Raw genomic sequence first — 21,578 nt, 5'->3', positions numbered from 1 at the left:
TCAAATCCGGTGCCGGCTTCGAAACCCGCCTCTCCATCCTCGTACACTCCCGGTAATCGATAATCTGATCAGCCTCACGCCGATCAATCCCGCCAGTCATTGAAACTGCCCGGCACTTATGCAGTCGGATAATTCTCTTTATTCATTTCCGTTCACGACATTCACCACCAAGAGAGGCTGCCGATGGCAAATATCCGTGTTTCCCCGACCGAAGTGCAGGTCAACGACATCATCTATACCTTCGAAAGCGCCGGCGTGGCGGATGACTTCGAAGCCTGCGTCGCGACGGTCGATGTCAGCCACTGCGAGCAGAAATACCTGTCGGTTGACAGGCGCCGGGCGCATCCGCTGGCGCCGCCTGACGAGTTTCCGGTCGACTGACCGGTGTGGCGGCACGCGGGCAGGCGGGCAGATTACAATAACAACATTCCCTCAAGAAACCCTTGTCATGATACGTGCCGCCACGGTCGCCGATGCTCCGGCAATCTGCCAGATCTACAACCACTTCATCCTGCATTCCACCGCCACCTTCGAGGAAGATGCCGTCGGCGCCGACGAGATGGCGCGGCGCATCGAAGCCATCCTTCCCAAACTGCCCTTTCTTGTTGCCGAAATCGATGGTGCGGTGGCCGGTTATGCCTATGCCACGGCATGGAAGCCGCGCAGCGCTTACCGGTACACCGTGGAATCGTCGGTCTACATTGCGCCTGGCTTTGCCGGCATGGGCCTGGGTACGCGCTTGTATCAGGCGCTGCTTCAAGCCTTGCGCGGACGCGGCGTGCATGCGGTGCTGGCCGGCATCGTGCTGCCCAACGAGGCCAGCGTGGCGCTGCACGAGGCGTTCGGATTTTGTGCCGTCGGACGGATGCGGGAAGTCGGGCGGAAATTCGACCAGTGGCTGGACGTCGGCTATTGGGAATGCCTGCTGGCGCAACCGGCCTAGGATCCTGCGTAGCGGAAGACGGCGACGCCAACCCCACCCCCCGTTTCCTTGCAAGTTGCAGCCGGCCTGGGGCCGGAGCGGGCAGGGCACTTTTTCCCGGACTTAACGTTTTATTCATAAAACAGCGATAATGGCGGCCTTTTTCTGAGTTCTCCGATTGAAAAGTCCGATGATTGAACACGCCAGTGACGCGCATTCCGCGCCGATGCCAAGCCGCCCTGTTGCTGATCGCCCCGTCGTACGAGGACGCTTTGCATAGCGTGCGGCCGCGCTCCAATGGCGCACAGCACCTGGGGTTCCTGGACGGCTTCAAGGGACTCGCGGCACAACTGATCGTCCTTCACCATCTCGCCTTCTATGGGCCGATGTCGGATCATGTGCGCCCGGCTGCACCCCTGCTGATCGACTGGCTGGACCTGTATGGCCGCATGGCAGTGCAGGTGTTCCTGGTGATCGGCGGTTTCCTGGCGGCGCGCTCGCTCTGTCCGGACGGCATCGCCAGGCCCGGTGCAACGCCGGCCCTGACCAGCCTCCTGGCGCGCCGCTACCTCAAGCTTGCGCCGCCGTTCATCGTCGCGATGCTGCTGGCAAGCTGCGCTTCCGCGCTGGCCGGCGGCTGGATGAGCCACTATTCGATTTCCGCCCCCACCACGCTGGCGCAGCTGGCAGCCCATGTGCTGCTGGTGCATGACATCCTGGGTTACGAGGCAATCTCCGCGGGTGTCTGGTATATCGCCATCGATTTCCAGCTCTATGCGCTGATGGCGGCGGCGGTATGGCTGTGCGCGAGGGGCGGGCAGGGCCTTGCCGCTTTGCGCAGGCCGTGGACAGTGCCGCTGGTGATTGCGCTGATGGCGGCCGCCTCACTGGTGGTGTTCAATCGGGATACCGCCCTGGATGTCTGGGCGCCTTACTTTTTCGGCAGTTATGGCCTGGGCGCGCTGGCATGGTGGGCGCGGGTCGGCGCCGCCGGACGCAGGCGGCTGCTGCTGGCGGCGATGCTGTTGTCAGTGCTGCTGGCGCTGGTCATCGACTTTCGCGAGCGCATTGTCCTGGCAGCCGTGCTGGCGCTGTTGCTGGCGTTCTGGCGTTCCGGCGGGCGCGCGAGCTTGGTCTCGCCGCTGCTGGGCTGGCTGGGCCGGGCGTCGTATTCGGTGTTCCTGGTGCACTTTCCGGTCTGCCTGCTGGTCAACGCGCTGTTCATCCGCATGATGCCGGGGACGGCTGGCTGGCAGGGCCTGGGCATGCTGGTCGCCTGGGGCGCCAGCCTGGCAGCGGGCGCCGCTTTCTTCCGCTTCGTCGAGCGTCCGCTTGGACAGTGGCTGTCGCCGGCAAGGCGGGTACAGGCAGACCGGGTGGGCGTCGCCGCCTGAAGGCCGCAACCTGCAGCATCGTCCGTGCAGCCGCGCTGCTTTTCTGGTAGCTTGCCGACTGGCATCAGGACGCCGGCAGCCAGTTGCAGGCACCCGCCGGCAAGCGCCATGGCGCAACCTGCGCTGTCTTCATTCAACGCACCCAGGGTCGCATCGACGACATACCGTGGAACCATTTCAGGACAGGCACTCAGCACAGTCGGTACCGACCCATCCGCCAGCGGCCGCGCCGGCAAAGGCAGGCGCGGGCGCCGATAAGGCGCGGCCGCCGGGCGCGGCCGCCGGCTTTGCCAACCGGCGCCAGGCGCTGGCACGCCAGCCCTGGGTCAGTTATGCGCTGGTCCTGCTCAACGTCACGGTCTGGCTGCTGACCCTGGCTTCGGGCGCGGCGCTGCTGCAGGCACCGGCGGAAAAGATGCTGACATGGGGAGGCAATGCCGCCTCCGAAGTGCAGCGCGGCGAATGGTGGCGCCTGCTCACTGCGGTGTTCCTGCATAGCGGCCTGATGCACCTGACGATGAACATGGCCGGCCTGCTATGCACCGGACCCACGGTGGAACGGGTGTACGGCAGCCGCCGCTTTCTGCTGCTGTATCTCGGCGCCGGCCTGACCGGCAGCGCGCTCAGCCTGCATTTTTCGGCGCAGCATGGCACCGCGGTCGGCGCTTCCGGCGCGGTATTCGGCGTGGCCGGCGCACTGCTTGTGGCGGCGCTGCGGCATCGCCGTTTCCTGCCGACGATGCTGAGCTTCTATACGCTGGCCGGCATCGGCCTGCTGCTGCTCGACGGCATGCTGCGCGGATTCGGCAGCGGCCGGGTCGACAATGCGGCCCATGTCGGCGGCCTGCTGGCCGGCTGCCTGCTGGCGCTGGTCCTGCCCGAGCGCATCAGCGGCCGCGGCAGCGCAAGCCAGGCCCGGCATCGCACCCTGGCGGCTGGCGCGGCAGTGCTGGCTGCCACCGTGCTGCTGGCGGTGAGCGCGCCGCCGGCCGCAGTGGATGTGCGGGGCGCCTTCCAGGCGGGCAGCGCGATGGAAAAGGCGCTGCGTGACTTTGACATGATCATGACGCGCATGGCGCTGGAAGAGCGGGCAGCCAATGCCGGCCGCATGACCCAGTCCCTGCGCGTGCTGCGCCAGCAGACCGTGCATGCGCAAGCGCTGCACAAGACCGCCGAAGAACTGGCGGCGATCCGGCTGCCGGCCAGCGATCCCCGGGCGCCCCTGCTGGCGGACCTGCAGCGCATGGTCGCGCTGATGGAAGACCTGGCGCGGATGGAAACCGGCTTTGCCAGGAACAATGCGCCGCCGCCGCCGGCGGACCCGGCGCGTCGGGCCGAGATCCTGCGGGAAGTCAAGCAGCTGCGCGCCCGCATCGTAAGCTGGCAGCAGACGCACGCCGGGCCGCAGCGCTGACTGCGCGCCGGCTTTTCAAGCGGTTGTCAGGCGCCTTCCTGTAACCGCGGCGGCAGGATCTCCAGCGCCAGGTCGGCCGGCCGGCACAGCCGGGTGCCGCGCTCCGTCACCACGAACGGGCGGTTGATCAGCACCGGATGGGCCAGCATCGCATCCAGCAACGCCTCGTCGGCGAGCCCCGGATCGTCCAGCCCCAGCTCGCGGTAGACCGGCTCCTTCTCACGCATTGCGCCGCGCACCGTCAGGCCCGCATCGGCAATCAGTTTCGCTAGCAGGGCCCGGTCGGGCGGCGTTTTCAGATACTCGATGATGTCCGGCTCGATGCCGGCTTCACGGATCATGCCAAGCGCGCCGCGCGAGTTGCTGCAGGCCGGGTTGTGATAAATCGTGGTACGCATGAAGTCCTCCTTGTGGGCCGCAATTATAGGCATTGGGGAGCATGGCCGGATGCTTGCGCGCCGCGCGCAGCCTCCACTACAATCGGACCCCATGGGGCGGTAGCTCAGCTGGGAGAGCGTCGCGTTCGCAATGCGAAGGTCGGGAGTTCGATCCTCCTCCGCTCCACCACTTCCCGCAGTTGTTCCTATCCTTCACTTCATTTGCCGAAAGGCTCAGGCCGGCATGCTCCTGCGCACCCAGTTCCTTGGCCTCGTGGCCTGGCTGCTCCCCTGCTTCCTGACTGCCGCGCTGGGCGCGGCCGCTTCCATCAATGCCGGCAGCTTCTATGCCGAACTGGCGCGGCCCGCCTGGGCGCCGCCCGGATACGTGTTTGGCCCGGTCTGGAGCATGCTTTACCTGACCATGGGCGTGGCTGCCTGGCTGGCATGGCGGGAACGGGGCTGGCGCGGCATGGGCCATGCCGGCTGGCTGTTCCTGCTGCAGCTGGTCGTCAACGCACTGTGGAGCTGGCTGTTCTTTGCCTGGCACCGGGGCGGGCTCGCCTTCATCGATGTGCTCGTGCTGCTGGCGCTGATTGTTGCCACCACCGTGGCGTTCTGGCGCATCCGGCCGCTGGCGGGCGCGCTGCTGCTGCCTTACCTGGCCTGGGTGGCCTTTGCCAGCGTGCTCAACTACGCGACCTGGCGACTCAATCCGCAATTGCTGGGCTGATTTCCACGCCCGTTTCCGATGCATGGCCTGCGCCGTCCGGGAGCGGCGGCAGCCATCCGTGACCGGCTCATGCCCCAATTGAATGAATCGTCTGCACCATGCTAGGTCAGCATGAAAAAGTCTTTCAAAAGTCGATCTTCAGTCATTGTGATTTCGCCTTTCAGTCAATAAACTTGCCGCGCGCAACATTTTTGAAGCACGGCCGACTGCCTGGCCAGTCGGCCGCTTCTCACTCTTTTGGAGAATACGGATGGGATATTTCCCGCAATGGCGTGTGCGGCAAGGCACGGAAGATGGCCTCGGCCAGGTGATCAGCACGGATGAGCGCCTGCCCTGGCCGCAGACCATCGCCATGGGTCTGCAGCATGTGGTGGCAATGTTCGGCGCCACGGTGCTGGCGCCGCTCCTGATGGGGTTCGATCCCAATCTGGCGATCTTCATGTCGGGCATCGGCACGCTGCTGTTCTTTGTCTTTGTCGGCGGCCGGGTGCCCAGCTATCTCGGTTCGAGCTTTGCCTTCATCGGGCTGGTGATCGCGGTGTCGGGCTATGGCGGGCAGGGGCCCAACACCAACCTCGGCGTTGCGCTGGGCGGCATCATTGCCTGCGGCGCGCTGTATGCGCTGATTGGCCTTTTGGTCAGCGCGATCGGCACCGGCTGGATCGAAAAGCTGATGCCGCCGGTAGTGACCGGCGCGGTGGTGGCCGTGATCGGCCTGAACCTGGCGCCGATCGCGGTCAAGGGCGTGACCGCCAACAGTTTCGATGCCTGGATGGCGCTGGTGACGGTGCTGTGCGTGGGCGGCGTGGCGGTATTTACCCGCGGCATGGCGCAGCGCCTCCTGATCCTGATCGGCCTGCTGCTGGCCTATGTGATCTATGCGCTGCTGACCAATGGCGCCGGCCTGGGCAAGCCCATCAATTTCGCTGCGGTGGCCAATGCCGCCTGGTTCGGCATGCCGAGCTTCGTCGCTCCGGTGTTCCGGGCCGATGCGATGGCGCTGCTGGCGCCGGTGGCCATCATCCTGGTGGCCGAGAACCTCGGCCATATCAAGGCCGTCAGCGCCATGACCGGCAAGAACCTCGACCAGTACATGGGCCGCGCCTTCCTGGGCGACGGCGTCGCCACCATGCTTTCCGGCAGCATGGGCGGCACCGGCCTGACCACCTATGCCGAGAACATCGGCGTGATGGCAGTCACCCGCATCTATTCCACGCTGGTGTTCGTGGTGGCGGCGCTGATGGCCATCGTGCTGGGCTTCTCGCCGAAATTCGGCGCGGTGATCCAGACCATTCCCGGCGCGGTGCTGGGCGGCGTATCCATCGTGGTGTTCGGCCTGATCGCCGTGGCGGGCGCCCGCATCTGGGTCGAGAACCGGGTCGACTTCTCGGACAACCGCAACTTGATCGTCGCCGCCGTCACCCTGGTGCTGGGCGCCGGCGACTTCACCCTGAAGCTCGGCCAGTTCTCGCTGGGCGGCATCGGCACCGCCACCTTCGGCGCCATCATCCTGCATGCGCTGCTGTCACGCGGCGGCGCGCGTCGCTGAAGCGCGCCTTGCCCTGCGCATTATGCCGTCAGGCATCGCGCAGGGCCGCCCCATGCTTGCGCGCCGGCATGTTGCGCTGCAGCTTGAGTTTCCGGTTACTGCCCCAAAGTGCGGTCTCCCAAGCTTCAAGGAGAACAACATGGCTCTTTACTGGCCAGGCGGGCGGGGTCAAGGAGACAGCGCCGATGACCCGGACCTCGGCAGTTACGATTCCAACCACTTGCTCGATTCCATCCTGGACGAGCTGAATCTGCCCAACGATGCCGCGCTGAGCGAGGCGCTGGAAGTGGATGAGTCCGTGATCAGCGACCTGCGCGAAATGCGACGCGAGGTGGACGCGGCGATGCTGATCCGCATGCATGAACTGACCGACATCAGCATTGTCGGACTGCGTAACATCCTTGGCGACCGGCGGCGCCGCTCGCGCTTTTCCGAAGGCGGCGAAGAGCAGGCCTGAGGCTTGCCGATCGTCACTGATGGCTTCTGACGATGTCAGGAAAAGGACATGGCGATGAACCAGATTCCGGAAAAGGAAAACCCGCCCGACAGGCCTGCGCCGGCGGCTGACAAGCCGGTACAGCCGGGCCAGGCGCCGCGTGAAATCAGCCGCGAGGAAATGGACCGCAAGCAACCGGCTCACGCCGATCCGGACGACCCGGCTTCGCCGTAACAGGCTTCACCGTAACAAGTTTCGCTGCATTACCTGCCGCATCACCGCGCCGGCGTCCCTGACGGCAAACGCCGGCGCTTCCACATCCCAGGCCCGCTGCTTCCCCGGCATGCAGGTTGACTTTATGCACGACCTGCAACGCTGCTTTGCAGTATCCTGCTGGCTTTCCCGGTCTTGACCCGCCATGCCGCTCCCGTCAGCCGTCCGCGATGCGGGCGATTCATCCATCCATCACGCCGCGCCGCCTGATCCCGTACCGCCACCATCCCCGCCGCCCGCGCCACGGCCCGGCGGCAGGGCGGGCATGCTGTCGGTGCTGGTGCTGATCGCCGTCACCCTGGCAAGGGCCTTTGGCGGGCCGTCCTGGCTGTTCATGGTGGCTGGCGCGGCGGCGATGGCGCTGATCATTTCCGGTTACCGCCAGATCAACCAGCGGCTGCGCACCACCTCCTTCATGCTGTTCGGTATTGCCGCACTCACCATGCCGTTTGCCCGCGCGCCGATTGCGGCGCTGGAACGCGGCATCTTCATTGCGGCCCTGCTGATCTCGGTGACCTGCAGCGTGATGCTGATTGCCCGCTGCGCCATGCGCAGCCACCGCATCGGCTTCATCGGCGCCGGCCTGCGCGAGCGCCAGGGCACGCGGCGCTACCTGTCCTTTACCCTTGCCAGCCAGTTCTTTTCCGGCATCCTTGGCCTGGCCGGCGCCAACCTGATGTTCGTGATGGCGGCGCCGTCCACCGAAGGCCTGTCGGAAAGCCGCACCGCCACCGTGGTGACGGTGGGGCGCGGCTTTGCCGCCGCCAGTTGCTGGAGCCCGGTGTTCGGCAACATGGCCATCCTTCTGGCGCTCTATCCCTCGCTGTCCTGGCTGCAGGTATTCCCGGTCGGTCTGGCGATCGGGCAGGTGACGATCGTGGTGGGCGCGCTGATGAACCTGGCGGCGGTCCGGGCCCAGGCGCTGCGGCAGGACGGCCCGGTCACGCCGATGTCAACGCTGCTGCGCACCTCGCTGCCCCTGCTGATCTCGCTGCTGGGCCTCTTGGCGCTGATCATGACCACCAGCTTCGTGCTGCACATCGTGATCTCGGCCGCCATCGTGCTGCTGGCGCCGCTGGTGTCGCTGCTGTTCAATGCCGCCACCGGCCGGCCGGGCCACCGGGTTGCCGACGGCGTGCGCGGCCTGCGCGGCGCGATGGAGAATTTCGGCGCGCTGGCCAGCGAGGCGCTGCTGTTCATGGCCGCCGGCTGCGCCGGCAGCATCCTGGCCGATGCCTTTCCATCGTCATGGATCAATGCCGTCGGCGCCGCGCTCAGCGGCCATGCCTTCCTTGCACTGGCCTTCCTGGTCAGCGCCATCATCGTTACCGCGCTGGCCGGCGTGCATCCGGTGCTGTCGGCGGTGTTCCTGGCTTCCAGCCTGCCGCCGCAGGTGGTGGGCCTGCCGCCCCTGACCCACATGGCGGCGATCCTGGCCGGCTGGGGCCTGTCGGCCAACATGACGCCGTTCTCGGTGGTGTCGCTGACGGCGAGCCGCTATGCCGGCATCGGCCCGGGCGAGATCAGCTTCGGCCGCAACTGGCGCTTCGCGTTGACCAATGCGCTGGTGGTATGCGGCGTGCTGGCGCTGGTGTCGATGGCCATGCAGCGCTGAAGGCGGGAACGAATCGCCCGCGCCCGGCTCTCAATTTTTGTATGGCCGCACTCCGCGGCCAGCCGGTCGGGGAGGGGCGGCATGGGTTACACAAGCACGGTGGGACGGCATGTCTATCGCTTCGACGACCTCAGGAGCCTGCTTGCCCGGGCCAGCCCGGCGCGCTCCGGCGACAGCCTGGCCGGTGTCGCAGCCGACAGCGACGAAGAGCGCATGGCCGCCCGCATGGCCCTGGCCGACCTGCCGCTGCCGGCCTTCCTCAATGAAGCGCTGGTGCCGTATGAAGAGGACGAGGTCACCCGCCTGATCATCGACAGCCACGATGCCGCCGCCTTCGCGCCGCTGGCGCACCTGACCGTTGGCGGCTTGCGCGAATGGCTGCTCGACGACGCCACCGACAGCGCCGCGCTGGCACAGGCCGCACCCGGCATCACGCCCGAAATGGCCGCCGCCGTCAGCAAGCTCATGCGCAACCAGGACCTGGTGCTGGCCGCCCGCAAATGCCGTGTGGTGACCCGGTTTCGCAATACCATCGGGCTGCCGGGACACATGGCGGTGCGGCTGCAGCCCAACCATCCGACCGACGATGTCGCCGGCATTGCCGCCAGCATGCTCGACGGCCTGCTGTACGGCGCCGGCGATGCGGTGGTGGGCATCAATCCGGCCAGCGATTCGCTGCAGGCGCTCCTGCCGCTGTGGCGCATGCTGGACGAGGTGCGGCTGCGTTTTGACATTCCGATGCAGGGCTGCGTGCTGACCCATGTGACCAACCAGATCCGCGCCATCGAGGCCGGCGCGCCGCTGGACCTGGTGTTCCAGTCGGTGGCTGGCACCGAGCGCGCCAATGCCGGCTTTGGCGTGACGCTGGCGCTGCTCCACGAGGCGCGCGATGCAGCCCTGTCGCTCGGGCGCGGCACCGTGGGCGACAACGTGATGTACCTCGAAACCGGGCAGGGCAGCGCGCTGTCGGCCGATGCCCATCATGGCATGGACCAGCAGACCTGCGAGGCGCGCGCGTATGCAGTGGCGCGCTGCCTGAAGCCGCTGCTGGCCAACACCGTGGTCGGCTTCATCGGCCCGGAATACCTGTACAACGGCAAGCAGATCCTGCGCGCCGGCCTGGAAGACCATTTCTGCGGCAAGCTTCTGGGCGTGCCCATGGGCTGCGACATCTGCTACACCAACCATGCCGAAGCCGACCAGGACGACATGGACACGCTGCTGACCCTCCTGGGCGCGGCAGGGGTGAACTTCATCATGGGCGTGCCCGGCGCCGACGACATCATGCTCAACTACCAGAGCACCTCCTTCCATGACGCGCTCTACCTGCGCCGCCTGTTTGGCCTGAAGCGGGCGCCGGAATTCGAGGCCTGGCTTTCGGCCATGCGCATCACCGACGGCCAGGGCGAACTGCTGGACAGCCGCGCCGGCCACAGCCTGATGCAGTCGCTGCCCCTGCTGCCAGGGCTATCGGCGGGAGCGGGGCCATGACGCAGAGGCTGCCCGATACGCCCGCCGCCGATCCGTGGCAGGTGCTGCGCCGGCGCACCGCGGCGCGCATCGGCCTGGGCCGGGTGGGCGCCAGCATGCCCACCGATGAACTGCTGCGCTTTGGCCTGGCGCATGCCCAGGCCAGGGATGCGGTGCATGGCGCGCTGGATGCGGCGGCGCTGGCGCAGGCGCTGGCGGCGCAGGGCTTTTCCACGCTGGAGGTACACAGCATGGCGCCGGACCGCGAGACCTATCTGCTGCGGCCCGACCTCGGCCGGCGGCTGGATGAGGCCAGCCTGCATCTTCTGCAGGGCGCGCCGCGCGCCGAAGTGGCGCTGTTGATTGCCGACGGCCTGTCGGCGCAGGCGGCGCAGCAGCATGCGCCGGCGCTTGCCCGCCTGCTGCGCGACGCCTTCGGCGGCTGGGCCTGGCCGGTGGTGATTGCGCGCCAGGGCAGGGTGGCGCTGGGAGACGATGTCGGCGCGGCGCTGGGCGCGCGGCTGGCGGTCGTGATGCTGGGCGAGCGGCCGGGCCTGAGTTCGCCGGACAGCCTGGGCATCTACCTCACCTGGTCGCCCCGGCCCGGCCGCATGGACAGCGAGCGCAACTGCATTTCCAATGTGCGCCCGGCCGGCCTCGACTATGCGGCGGCGGCGCACAAGCTGCATTTCCTGATGACCCAGGCAATGCTGCGCCAGACCAGCGGCGTGATGCTCAAGGATGAAAGCGACGCGGCGCAGCCCCTGGCCGCACCTGACGCATGAGGCAGGGGCCGGCTTCAGCCCGGGCGCGGCGGCGCCTCGGGCAGCCCGGACGGCCCGTTCGCCTGCGTGCCCTGGTTGCCGCCGCGCGCGCCCAGGATCATCTCGTTCAGCCAGCTGACCAGTATGGAGGTATAGGCGCGCTGGCTGGTGGCGTCGGAAAGGCCATGGTCGGCGTCGCTGATCATGCGGTAGGTCATCGAGCGCGGCCGCATCAGCGCTTCCTTGTAGCTGTTGATGACCGCATGCGGCACGGTGTCGTCGCGCTCGGACTCGATCAGCAGCACATCGCCGCGGAAGGCCTTGCAGGCGCGCAGCGCGCGGTTGTCCGCGGCCGGCACGAAGCGGCGGCGGTAGGCGCCGAGGTCCTGGTCCTGGTGCAGCTGCAGCTTGGGCAATTCCCAGCCGGTATCCATATACAGCGCCGGCACCCGCAGCGCCAGCCAGCGCACCGGGCGCTTGGTGGTGAGGATGGCGGAGAGGTAGCCGCCATAGCTGCTGCCCACCACCGCGATCGAGGACGGGTCCACGCCGCGCTGCTTGGCCAGCAGGTCGTAGGCGGCCAGCACATCGGCCAGATTGTTCTCGCGCGACACGGTCTCCTGCATCGGCAAGGTGTCGGCATGGCCGGACAGGTCGAAGGTCAGGCAGACGCAGCCCAGCGCCGCGATCTCCCGCGCCCGCGCCAGGTATTGCTCCTGGCTGCCGCCCCAGCCATGCACGAACAGCACGCCAGGGATCAGGGTGGAAGGACTGACCAGGGTGCCTGCCAGCTGGCGGCCTTCGGCATGGATGGCGACTGCGTGGTCACGGGTGGGCATAGGGCATGGTCCTCGTATATTTGGTGATCGCGCCGACATGCCGGTCGATCCCGTTGAAATAGACTTCGGCATCCGGCGGCGGCGCAACGCCGCCATAGACTTCCGTGGTGGCCGCGCGCACCACCCGCAGGCCGGGATCGGCCTGGAAGGCTTTCAGCGCCGCCAGTTCCGCGCCGGTGGCGCCGCCGATGCGCCATGACTGCTCCAGCACGCCCGAACGCCACATGCCGCTGTCGTCGGTGCCTTGCGCCACGTCGTAATTGCAGCGCGACGCCAGGAGGCCGGGGAAACAGGCCAGCGCCGCCCGGTGGTAGGTGCAGGCCTGGGCCACCGCGGCGCTGACTTCCGGCGCATGCGGCAGCGCCAGCAGGGCCTCGAAATCGCCGTTGGCCACCAGCAGGTCGGAGCCGCCATACACTTCCTGGCCCGCGTTGTTCCGGGTTACATGCTGGATGCCGCAATAGGACGCTACCTGGCGGCCTATGCGCACCTGGCCCACGCTATGGGTGACCACATCATTCAGATTTCGTTCCAGGACCACGCCGCCCAGCCGCAGTTGCGCTTCATCCAGCGCGCCGATCTGCTGCTCCAGGGCAGCGAGGTCGGCGGCCACGCTCTGGTCGCTGCCGCCGATGCCGCTGGCGAGCTTGATGCGCACCGCGCCCTGCTCCAGAAGCGCGCGGCCGGCGCGCAGCGCATCTTCCCGGCTGAAGGCCGAATAGCCGGGCAGCACCACGCCATGCACCTGTTGGCCAAAAGCATGCGACCATGCCGCCGGCGCGGCGCAGTCCGCCAGGGGCAGCGGATGGGTAATGACCTTGGAGGCCACATAGGGCTGCGGCACCACGCCGCCGAACAGGTCGTGCTCGCTGCGCAGGCCGAGGCTGGCGGCGTGGGCGGCGTCGGGTATGGTTTCGCGCGGCACGAAGTAGAGCGGAAGGTCATACCGCGCCGCGGCGTCGTATTCGCCGGCATAGGAATAGCCCAGCAGCGCCGCGACCCGCTCCGCAATATGGTTCTGCGATGTCGCTTCATGGCCGTGCGGATTGCCGGGCGGCCGCTGGGAATACACCACCACGATGCGCGGGCCGTGCGGCGGCCGAGCAATGCCCGCCTGCGCTGTTTCAGGATGACCTGATTTCATCTGTTGCTCCTCGCAGGCCGGGATGTCGGCTTGGCTGTCGGCCTGGCGCGGCGATGCCGCCGCTTACACGCCGGAAAAAAATTCTAGCAAAGCGAAATCCCTGGCATATCGATTTGGACAAGCCGGCGCGATTCGCTTGCCGCAAGATGCGGCACGGACCGGAATGCGCCGGCGGCCATTGTTGAGTAATCCGGCCTTGGGCTATGATGGCGCCAGCGCTGCACTCCCGCCTAGCCGGCTCCGATGGACCTGCCCATGCCCGCAAGCCTGTCGCTTTATCTGGACCTGATCCGTTTCCTTGCCGCTGTCGCGGTGCTGCTGTTCCATCTCTGGCCGCAATGGTTTCCCGGCTTTCCGCTGCCCTGGCCCGGCCATGCCGCCGTGATCGTGTTCTTCGTACTGTCGGGCTACATGATCTGCCATGCGGCGCACCAGCCGGGCGTGACCGCCAGGACCTTCATCCAGCATCGGGCCGCCCGCATCCTTTCCGTGGCCTTGCCGGCGCTGCTGCTGTCGCTGGTCATTGCGCCGCTGGCCGGCACCACGCCCATCCACAGCAGCGGAGACATGCAGATCGACCCGATGGCCTTCCTGCTGCGCATGCTCGCCTCGCTGCTGTTCATCGGACAGTCATGGAACCTGACGCTGGCGCCGCCCTACAATCCGCCGTACTGGTCGCTGTGCTACGAGGTCTGGTACTACGCAATGTACGGCGCCTGGATGTTCGCGCCCAGGCGCTGGCGGCTGCCGGCCGTGCTGCTGGCAGCGCTGTGCGCCGGGCCCAAGATATTGCTGCTGGCGCCGGTCTGGCTGCTGGGCGTGCTGGTGTGGCATCTGCGCGGCCGGCTGGCGCCAGCGTTGGCCGCGCCGGTCTTCCTTGGCTGCATGGCGGCCGGCCTCTTGCTGTTCTGGTTCGATGTCGGCGTGCTGCTGCGCAACCGCATGCTTGCCCACTGGCCGCAGGCGGGCAACCAGTTGCACGAGTCGGCGCTGTTCCTGGGCGACTACCTGCTGGGCATTGCGGTGGCGGGCAACTTCCTGGGCGCGGCTGCGATGGGGCGGCGGCTGCGGGCACTGTTCCGGCTCGATCAGGCAATCCGCCTGGCCGCCTCCTACACCTTTTCAATCTACCTGTACCATATGCCTCTTGCCGTGCTTCTCTGGAACGGGTTTGGACTGCACAATCCCTGGCTGTTCATCCCGACGCTGCTGTTGATGTTGCTGTTGCTGGGCACGCTGACCGAGCGCCAGCTGCCCTTGTACAGGCGGGTGCTGCAGCGCGCGGTGGCCTGACGGGCTTGCGCGCATGCCGACGGCCTGGCCCGTACCTTCCATCTGAACGACATTTTCGCTGTATAGGACCTGTGTATGAATGGCGCTGACGCACTCTGCGACACCCTGCTCGCGGCGGGGGTCGATACCTGTTTTGCCAACCCTGGCACTTCTGAAATGCATTTCGTCGCGGCGCTGGACCGCAAGCCGCAGATGCGCTGCGTGCTGGGCCTGTCCGAGGGCGTCGTCACGGGCGCGGCCGATGGCTATGCCCGCATGGCCGACAAGCCGGCCGCGACCCTCCTGCACCTGGGGCCAGGCCTGGCCAACGGCCTGGCCAATCTGCACAATGCCCGCCGCGCCAATTCGCCGGTGGTCAATATCGTTGGCGACCATGCCACCTATCACCTGCAATATGACGCGCCGCTGACCACGGACATCGAGATGCTGGCGCGCCCGATGTCGCACTGGGTCAAGACCGTACCCGACGCCGACCATGTCTCCGCCTTCGCCGCCGAGGCCGTGGCGCAGGCGCGCAGCGCGGCCGGACGCATCGCCACGCTGATCCTGCCGGCCGACGCGGCCTGGAATACCACCGAGGCGCCGTTGCAGCCGCAGCGCGACGTGGCCCCGCGTCGCCACGTCGCGCCGGAAAGAATGCGGGATGCGGTGCAGGCGATCCGCAGCGGCAAGCGTGTGGTTCTGATGCTGTCCGGCCTGGCGCTGCGCGAGCAGGCGCTGCGCACGGCTGGCCGCATCGCCAGCGCCTGTGGCGTGCGGCTCCTGGCCCAGCAATCTAATGCCCGGCTGGAGCGCGGCGCCGGCCGGCTGGAAATCGAGCGGGTGCCTTACCCGGTGGACCAGGCGCTGGCGGCGCTGCAGGATGTTGATTGCCTGATCCTGCTGGGCGCGGTGGAGCCGGTCGCCTTCTTTGCCTATCCCGGCAAGCCAAGCCGGATCGCGCCGGCGCATTGCACGGTGCTGGAACTGGCCGCCCCAGGCGATGACCTGCCCCATGCACTGGCCTGGCTGGCCGACGAGCTCGATGTGCCGGCCGACCTGGCGCTGGACCTTCCCGCGGTGGCACGCCCGGCGCTGCCCAGCGGCGCGCTGAACCCTGTCGCCATCGCCACCGCGCTGGCGGCGCTGATGCCGGAGCAGGCCATCCTCTGCGACGAATCGGTCAGTTCTGGTCGCAGCCTGTTCCAGTACACCCGTAACCTGCCGCCGCATGATTACCTGCAGCTGACGGGCGGCGCCATCGGTCTTGGCTTGCCAATGGCGGCGGGTGCGGCGATTGCCTGTCCCGGACGCAAGGTCATCAGCCTGGAAGCCGACGGCAGCGGCATGTACACGGTACAGGCGCTCTGGACCCAGGCACGCGAGTCCCTGGACGTGGTGACCATCATCTATGCCAACCGGGCCTATGCGATCCTGCATGGCGAGTTGAGACAGGTCGGCGCGGGCGAGCCTGGCACCAATGCCAGCCGCATGCTGAACCTGGATCAGCCGGCGCTGGATTGGGTCAGGCTGGCGCAGGGCATGGGGGTGGAGGCGGTGCGGGTGGAGACTGCTGAGGCATTCGGGGATGCGTTGCGGGCGGCGTTGGGGAGGAGGGGGCCTTTTCTGATTGAGGCGGTGATTTGAAGGGGGGCGTTCGCGATTGCGGTGCTGCCGCCGTTGCCGTTGCAGTTGCTTTTGAAGTGGCCGTTGCCGTTGCCGTTGCCGTGAAGTCCCGTTGAGCGCGCCGTGACGGCGATGCCTGAAGCGGATAAGGTGCGGCGTCTGTCTGAGCGAAGCGCAGCGTAGCGAGTTTAGCCGCGCCCCGCTTCAGGCGTCGACGGCACGGGAACCCCGCGCAGCGGGGCGCGATCACCGGGTCGCCTTTTCTTGCCTACTTCTTTTGGCGAAGCGTAACTATTCAGCATTCATAGAACGCAAGACGTATGCAGCCTTAACCTGTCGAAGGCATGCGACCGCTAAATAGCATGGTCAATGCCTGTATCAGATCCTTCGATTGCTTCTGCAATGTCCCTATGTAGGAACGAATGCTGCAATACGCCTGCGCGCCCGCAAAGCTGCGGTAGCATCCGCATACCTTCTGCTTGAGCTTGGGCATGCGAAGGTCGCGCTCGGCAAGGTTGTTCGTGAACGGCACCCGTGCATCATGCATGAAACGCAGCACATCATCAGCGTGTTGCTCCAGCCGCTTGATCAGGTTGTATGTGGTGCTTTGCTTGATGCCGCCTCGCTTGTCCTTGCGGGTCAGGTCAGTCAGCCTTTGCGGATTATGCTGGCGACCCTGCTCAAGGAGCTCACGGTATCGGCGACGGTAGCTTGCAGCAACATGCTGGCTCAACACCCCATCCTCGCTGGCATCCACAGCATGATTCATCTTCACAAGCAAGCTCATCATGTCTTGCGCCCATTGCTGCCCGGTCGAGTCGATTACGAACTCCAGCTCACGCAAATGATGCGCGTTGCATAACGCATGTTGTACGTTGAAACGGTAGTAGGAAGGCCAGCCGTCATGCACGGCCACACCCTTGAAGCGCGGCAGCAGGTTCAACGCCTCCAGCGCCTGGTAGCCGCGGCGGCATGCACCTGATAGACCACTGCGTCCTCGGTCGATGCACTGTGCATCCAGTACAGCTTGGTGCCCACGCGCATGCCCGTTTCATCGAAGTGCACTACTGGCGCCTGCAGCAGTGACTCGCCCAGCGCCTGCACCACCGGTGCCACAGCGGCGTGCGCCTGCGCAATGGCGGCATGCACGCTGGCCGGGGACATCGTCACGCCAAACAAGTCCTGCATCAGGCGCGTGCATCGCTTCATCGGCACATGCTGATACTGCGTCAGATAAACCACCGCAGCCTTGATGGTCGCACCGTACTGTGCCGCCTGCGTCACCCCCTCGGGATAGCATCCGGTATGCGCCTGGCCGCAACGGCAGCGCACACGCTGCAGGCGATGCTCAATCACCGTCATGCGAATGGCAGGCAAGTCAATGACCTGACGCCCTTGCACATCGATCGTGGCGGTGCGCAGGTCGAGTTTGCTGCCACATGCCGTGCAGCGTTGCGGTGGCTGATGCACTTGCACTTGGTCAGCCACGTCGACTCGTTTCAATGTCGATCCGGGATGTCCCTTCTGCCCGCCCGCACTGGCCTTGCCAGCCACGCGGCGTGATTTAGGCTTGCGTTTGAAGCCGTCTGACGAAGGCGGCTTGCTGGAGTTACTGCTGTTTTTAAGCAGCATCGCTTCGAGCTTGTCGAGGCGATCCCAGAGTTGCAGGATCAGCTCGTCCTTTTGCTCGAAGCTCAGAGTGGAGAGATCGGGACGTGATTTCATGACATCGCACTATGCACCTGAATGAAGGAATTTAACAGTCTGATGCTGAATAGTTACGGCGAAGCAAAAGAAGTAGGTCGCCTGCCGGGGCGAACACCCGGCCTGGTCATGACGACAGTGCAGTCGGGTTGTTTCACCCGGCGTGAAGCGTCACTGCGAAGCAGCAATTGCTTTTGAAGTTTGAAGTTTGAAATTTGAAGTTCACCAGCAAACGTCAAAAGCAAAGGCGATATTGCTGCCCGTGCCTTGCCGGGTGACCCAATGCGACTGCACTGCCGTGGGGACAAGCCGGGAGTCCGTCCCGGCGGCCGGGTCACTTTTTTTGCTTCGCCAAAAAAAGTAACCAAAAAAAGGCGACCCGGTGATCGCGCCCCGCTGCGCGGGGTCCCGTGCCGGCGGTACCCGGAGCGGGGCGCGGCTAAACTCGCTACGCTACGCTGCGCTCAAACAGACGCCGCACCTTTTCCCGCTCCGGGTACCGCTGACACGGCGCGCTCAACGGGATTTCACGGCAACGGCAACGGCAACGGCAACGGCAACGGCAACGGCAACGGCAACGGCAACGGCAACGGCAACGGCAACGGCAACGGCAACGGCAACGGCAACGGCAACGGCAACGGCAACGGCAACGGCAACGGCAACTGTCGCTACGCGTAACTGCAACTGTCGCTACGCGTAACTGCAGCTGCAACTGTCGCTACGCGTAATTGCAATTGCAATTGCAGAGTGCAATACCCGAAGGGCATTGCACGGCCGTTCGCAAACCGGGATCGCATTGTGGGCCGACTTCCTTCATCGACCAATGGTGGAATGCCCCTTCGGGGTATTCCACCCTACCAATGCCACACCTTTCACCAATTTGGGCATCCCTGCCGAGCCCGCTCAACAACAGTTGAATAACAGCTTCAACGTTAAAGGCAACCGCAAAAGCCACCAGCAGTTCAAAACCATGCTTTACCCCGAGCGACTCGCGCCCCACCCTAAAGTCCCGCCACTCTCCGCCGATAAACCATTGTCGGCCGCACCGTCTGCGGCGATTTGATAACTAAGGATTCCCCATGCAAGCAACCGCCCAGATATCCGTTCTCCCTTCAGGCAATCGTGCCGATGCTTCTGCCGGCAATGAATACCTGGCCTTCAAGCTGGGCCAGGAAGAATACGGCATCGACATCCTGAAGGTGCAGGAGATCCGCGGCTATGAAAGCGTCACCCGCATCGCCAATGCGCCGGAATTCATCAAGGGCGTGATCAACCTGCGCGGCATCATCGTGCCGATCGTGGACATGCGCATCAAGTTCAACCTTGGCGAGCCGCGCTATGACCAGTTCACCGTGGTGATCATCCTGTCCATCGCCGGCCGGGTGGTGGGCATGGTCGTCGACAGCGTGTCGGACGTGACGACACTGCAACCCGAGCAGATCCGCCCGGCGCCGGAAATGGGCACGGCGCTCAATACCGACTACCTGGTCGGCCTGGGCACGCTGGAAGAACGCATGCTGATCCTGCTCGACATCGAACGCCTGATGTCCTCCGCCGAAATGGGCCTGATCGATCGCGTGGCGGCCTGATTCATTGACGCTTCAACAAGGCTTGTCGCATTGCCGCGACAAGCCCTGCCTGCAAGATGAACTGGACTGCAAATACCTCTCTGATTTCGATGCCGGTGGCTAAAGACTGCGTTTAAGCTGTCGATAAATTTACGGGATGCAACTTTTTGACATCCGCCATCAGATAGGGTCCTCTCATGCAAGCCAGCGTTTCCTCCCCCAGCAGCATCCATGCAGCCGCATCCATCAACGGCGCCGACGCCTCCGCCGGCAATGAATACCTGGCCTTCAAGCTGGGCCAGGAAGAATACGGCATCGACATCCTGAAGGTGCAGGAGATCCGCGGCTATGAAAGCGTCACCCGCATCGCCAATGCGCCGGAATTCATCAAGGGCGTGATCAACCTGCGCGGCATCATCGTGCCGATCGTGGACATGCGCATCAAGTTCAACCTTGGCGAGCCGCGCTATGACCAGTTCACCGTGGTGATCATCCTGTCCATCGCCGGCCGGGTGGTGGGCATGGTCGTCGACAGCGTGTCGGACGTGACGACACTGCAACCCGAGCAGATCCGCCCGGCGCCGGAAATGGGCACGGCGCTCAATACCGACTACCTGGTCGGCCTGGGCACGCTGGAAGAACGCATGCTGATCCTGCTCGACATCGAACGCCTGATGTCTTCCGCCGAAATGGGCCTGATCCAGCAAGCCTGACCTTCACTACAGAATCACTATGAACAAGACAAGCATGAAGGTAAGAACCCGTCTGGCGATCGGCTTTGGCGCACTGACGCTATTCCTGATCATCGTTGCCGGCCTGGGCATACGGAGCATGGCGCAGATTGAAAAGCGCCTGGAAGACATCGTCAATGTCAATAACGCCGAATCGAACCACGTCACATCGATGCGCGCCACCGTGACCGATCGCATGATCGCGCTGCGCAATCTGGCATTGCTGACCGAAGACGCAGCGATGCTGCCGGAAGTCCAGCGTATTGAAGTCCAGACCAAGAAATACAACAGCCATGTGGAAAAGCTCAATGCGCTGTTCGCGTCCGAGGCCGGCACCACGTCTGAAGAGAAGGCGCTGATGGCCAGCATCATGGATGCGGCCCAGGCTGCCGCGCCGCTCATGGAGCGTGCCGCCAAGGCGGGCCTGGCCAATGACAATGAAGGCGCCACCCGCATCCTGATCAAGGAACTGCGCCCGGTGCAGCGCACCTGGATTGAAAAGCTCACCCAACTGGCAGACCTGGAAGAAAAACTGTCTTCGCAGGCGATGGCTGACGCTAGCGCCAACTATGCATCTGCCCGTAACCTGATGCTGGCCATCAGCGCGCTGGCCATTGCCGTCGCCATTGGAGGCGGCTGGCTGATCACGCGCTCGCTGACCCGCCAGCTCGGCGGCGAACCGGATGAAGCGGTGGCAATTGCCAGCCGCATCGCCGCCGGCGACCTCGCCACCGATATCCAACTGCGCGCCGGCGACAACGACAGCATGCTGTTTGCGCTGAAGAAAATGCGCGACGACCTGGCTGTGATCGTCACCCAGGTACGTTCTGGCACCGACACCATTGCCACTGCATCCGGCCAGATCGCCTCGGGCAACATGGACCTGTCCTCGCGCACCGAGCAGCAGGCGTCCTCGCTGGAGGAAACCGCCTCGTCGATGGAAGAACTCACCTCCACGGTCAAGCAGAATGCCGACAATGCCCGCCAGGCCAACCAGCTGGCGCTGACCGCATCGAGCGTGGCTACCCAGGGCGGCGAAGTAGTGGCCCAGGTGGTCGACACCATGAGCGCCATCGATGGATCGTCGAAGAAGATCGTCGACATCATTTCGGTCATCGACGGCATCGCCTTCCAGACCAATATCCTCGCGCTGAATGCGGCCGTGGAAGCGGCTCGTGCCGGCGAGCAGGGCCGCGGCTTTGCGGTGGTGGCGACCGAAGTGCGCAGCCTGGCGCAGAAGAGCGCGGCGGCCGCGCGCGAGATCAAGGGCCTGATCGGCGACTCGGTGGACAAGGTCGAGGCCGGCAGCAAGCTCGTGGCGCAGGCCGGCAGCACGATCCAGGAAGTGGTGGCCAGCGTGCAGCGGGTGACCGACATCATGGCCGAGATCACGGCGGCCAGTAATGAGCAGAGCGCCGGCATCGAGCAGGTGAACCAGGCCATCGCCCAGATGGATCAGGTGACCCAGCAGAATGCGGCGCTGGTGGAGGAAGCCGCGGCGGCCGCCGGTTCGATGCAGGACCAGGCCGCCACGCTGTCGCAGGTGGTCAGCGTGTTCCGCGTGTCGGGCCAAGTGGCCGCAGTGGTGCCGGCTGCTTCCAGGCAGCGCACTGCGCCATCCGCTTCGCCGCTGCCTGCGCACCGGCCTGCTGCGAGCGCCAGCCGCGCCGTCGCGCCGGCAGCACCCAAGCGGGTTGCGGCGCCGGCAGGCAGCGATTCGGACTGGGAAGAGTTCTGATAACCGGGC

22 protein-coding genes and 1 tRNA gene are annotated in these 21,578 nt (G+C 65.5%); 18 read left to right on the top strand and 5 right to left on the bottom strand.

Translation table 11 applies throughout. The annotated features are described in order from the left end of the window. The first annotated feature begins 183 nt into the window (after positions 1–183). The 4 genes from KTQ42_RS08815 (at position 184) to KTQ42_RS08800 (ending at position 3,730) form a co-directional block, all read left to right on the top strand. On the top strand, positions 184–381 hold the full coding sequence (locus KTQ42_RS08815; protein ID WP_217345174.1) for a hypothetical protein: 198 nt from the start codon (positions 184–186) through the stop codon (positions 379–381). Positions 382–448: 67 nt separating this feature from the next. Further along, a complete protein-coding gene (locus tag KTQ42_RS08810) occupies positions 449–943 on the top strand; it encodes an arsinothricin resistance N-acetyltransferase ArsN1 family B (protein WP_217345173.1) in 495 nt (164 codons plus the stop codon). Between the two features lie 221 nt (positions 944–1,164). Further along, positions 1,165–2,316, top strand: coding sequence for an acyltransferase (locus KTQ42_RS08805; protein ID WP_249222693.1), 1,152 nt, complete (start codon positions 1,165–1,167; stop codon positions 2,314–2,316). Positions 2,317–2,482: 166 nt separating this feature from the next. Beyond that, a complete protein-coding gene (locus KTQ42_RS08800; RefSeq protein ID WP_217345172.1) occupies positions 2,483–3,730 on the top strand; it encodes a rhomboid family intramembrane serine protease in 1,248 nt (415 codons plus the stop codon). 26 nt (positions 3,731–3,756) lie between these two features. Here KTQ42_RS08800 and arsC read toward each other — a convergent pair whose 3' ends face one another. Continuing rightward, on the bottom strand, positions 3,757–4,128 hold the full coding sequence (arsC, locus tag KTQ42_RS08795; protein ID WP_217345171.1) for an arsenate reductase (glutaredoxin): 372 nt from the start codon (positions 4,126–4,128) through the stop codon (positions 3,757–3,759). 93 nt (positions 4,129–4,221) lie between these two features. On the opposite strand from arsC, the gene KTQ42_RS08790 reads away from it, so the two are divergent. From KTQ42_RS08790 to eutC, 8 genes are all read left to right on the top strand, one after another. Beyond that, positions 4,222–4,297, top strand: a tRNA-Ala gene (locus tag KTQ42_RS08790). Between the two features lie 54 nt (positions 4,298–4,351). Beyond that, entirely contained in the window at positions 4,352–4,840 is a 489-nt protein-coding gene (locus KTQ42_RS08785; RefSeq protein ID WP_217345170.1) for a TspO/MBR family protein, read from the top strand. Between the two features lie 244 nt (positions 4,841–5,084). Beyond that, positions 5,085–6,389, top strand: coding sequence for a solute carrier family 23 protein (locus tag KTQ42_RS08780; protein WP_217346875.1), 1,305 nt, complete (start codon positions 5,085–5,087; stop codon positions 6,387–6,389). A 139-nt stretch (positions 6,390–6,528) separates the two neighbouring features. Beyond that, positions 6,529–6,846 (top strand): hypothetical protein, encoded by a 318-nt coding sequence (locus KTQ42_RS08775; protein ID WP_217345169.1) that lies wholly within the window; start codon positions 6,529–6,531, stop codon positions 6,844–6,846. 48 nt (positions 6,847–6,894) lie between these two features. Beyond that, on the top strand, positions 6,895–7,059 hold the full coding sequence (locus KTQ42_RS08770) for a hypothetical protein (RefSeq protein ID WP_217345168.1): 165 nt from the start codon (positions 6,895–6,897) through the stop codon (positions 7,057–7,059). 184 nt (positions 7,060–7,243) lie between these two features. Then, positions 7,244–8,713, top strand: a complete 1,470-nt coding sequence (locus tag KTQ42_RS08765) for a hypothetical protein (protein ID WP_217345167.1) — start codon at positions 7,244–7,246, stop codon at positions 8,711–8,713. Between the two features lie 81 nt (positions 8,714–8,794). Further along, positions 8,795–10,204, top strand: coding sequence for an ethanolamine ammonia-lyase subunit EutB (locus KTQ42_RS08760; RefSeq protein WP_217345166.1), 1,410 nt, complete (start codon positions 8,795–8,797; stop codon positions 10,202–10,204). Then, on the top strand, positions 10,201–10,968 hold the full coding sequence (gene eutC / locus KTQ42_RS08755) for an ethanolamine ammonia-lyase subunit EutC (RefSeq protein WP_217345165.1): 768 nt from the start codon (positions 10,201–10,203) through the stop codon (positions 10,966–10,968). The genes KTQ42_RS08760 and eutC overlap by 4 nt, the downstream gene beginning before the upstream one ends. A 14-nt stretch (positions 10,969–10,982) precedes the next feature. Here eutC and KTQ42_RS08750 read toward each other — a convergent pair whose 3' ends face one another. Then, entirely contained in the window at positions 10,983–11,786 is an 804-nt protein-coding gene (locus tag KTQ42_RS08750) for an alpha/beta fold hydrolase (RefSeq protein WP_217345164.1), read from the bottom strand. Beyond that, on the bottom strand, positions 11,773–12,930 hold the full coding sequence (locus tag KTQ42_RS08745; RefSeq protein ID WP_217345163.1) for a DUF3182 family protein: 1,158 nt from the start codon (positions 12,928–12,930) through the stop codon (positions 11,773–11,775). The genes KTQ42_RS08750 and KTQ42_RS08745 overlap by 14 nt, the downstream gene beginning before the upstream one ends. A 243-nt stretch (positions 12,931–13,173) precedes the next feature. Between KTQ42_RS08745 and KTQ42_RS08740 the strand changes: the two genes are divergently transcribed. Continuing rightward, entirely contained in the window at positions 13,174–14,223 is a 1,050-nt protein-coding gene (locus KTQ42_RS08740) for an acyltransferase (protein WP_217345162.1), read from the top strand. A gap of 75 nt (positions 14,224–14,298) precedes the next feature. After that, complete coding sequence (locus tag KTQ42_RS08735; protein ID WP_217345161.1) at positions 14,299–15,849, top strand: acetolactate synthase large subunit; 1,551 nt, start codon at positions 14,299–14,301, stop codon at positions 15,847–15,849. 307 nt (positions 15,850–16,156) lie between these two features. Here the strand turns inward: KTQ42_RS08735 and KTQ42_RS08730 are convergent, their stop codons facing one another. Beyond that, complete coding sequence (locus tag KTQ42_RS08730; RefSeq protein ID WP_217345160.1) at positions 16,157–16,771, bottom strand: transposase; 615 nt, start codon at positions 16,769–16,771, stop codon at positions 16,157–16,159. Further along, entirely contained in the window at positions 16,768–17,553 is a 786-nt protein-coding gene (locus KTQ42_RS08725; protein ID WP_217344104.1) for a transposase, read from the bottom strand. Before KTQ42_RS08725 ends, KTQ42_RS08730 begins: the two co-directional genes overlap by 4 nt. Before the next feature lie 261 nt (positions 17,554–17,814). Between KTQ42_RS08725 and KTQ42_RS08720 the strand changes: the two genes are divergently transcribed. From KTQ42_RS08720 to KTQ42_RS08705, 4 genes are all read left to right on the top strand, one after another. Beyond that, complete coding sequence (locus KTQ42_RS08720; RefSeq protein WP_217345159.1) at positions 17,815–18,210, top strand: hypothetical protein; 396 nt, start codon at positions 17,815–17,817, stop codon at positions 18,208–18,210. Between the two features lie 401 nt (positions 18,211–18,611). Continuing rightward, entirely contained in the window at positions 18,612–19,121 is a 510-nt protein-coding gene (locus KTQ42_RS08715; protein ID WP_217345158.1) for a chemotaxis protein CheW, read from the top strand. 176 nt (positions 19,122–19,297) lie between these two features. Then, entirely contained in the window at positions 19,298–19,813 is a 516-nt protein-coding gene (locus KTQ42_RS08710; RefSeq protein ID WP_217345157.1) for a chemotaxis protein CheW, read from the top strand. 19 nt (positions 19,814–19,832) lie between these two features. Then, positions 19,833–21,569, top strand: coding sequence for a methyl-accepting chemotaxis protein (locus KTQ42_RS08705; protein WP_249222691.1), 1,737 nt, complete (start codon positions 19,833–19,835; stop codon positions 21,567–21,569). The last annotated feature ends 9 nt before the right edge of the window (positions 21,570–21,578 follow it).

Source organism: Noviherbaspirillum sp. L7-7A (genome assembly GCF_019052805.1).
Taxonomy (GTDB): Bacteria; Pseudomonadota; Gammaproteobacteria; order Burkholderiales; family Burkholderiaceae_D; genus Noviherbaspirillum_A.
This window is presented reverse-complemented; position numbering and strand designations above follow the sequence as displayed.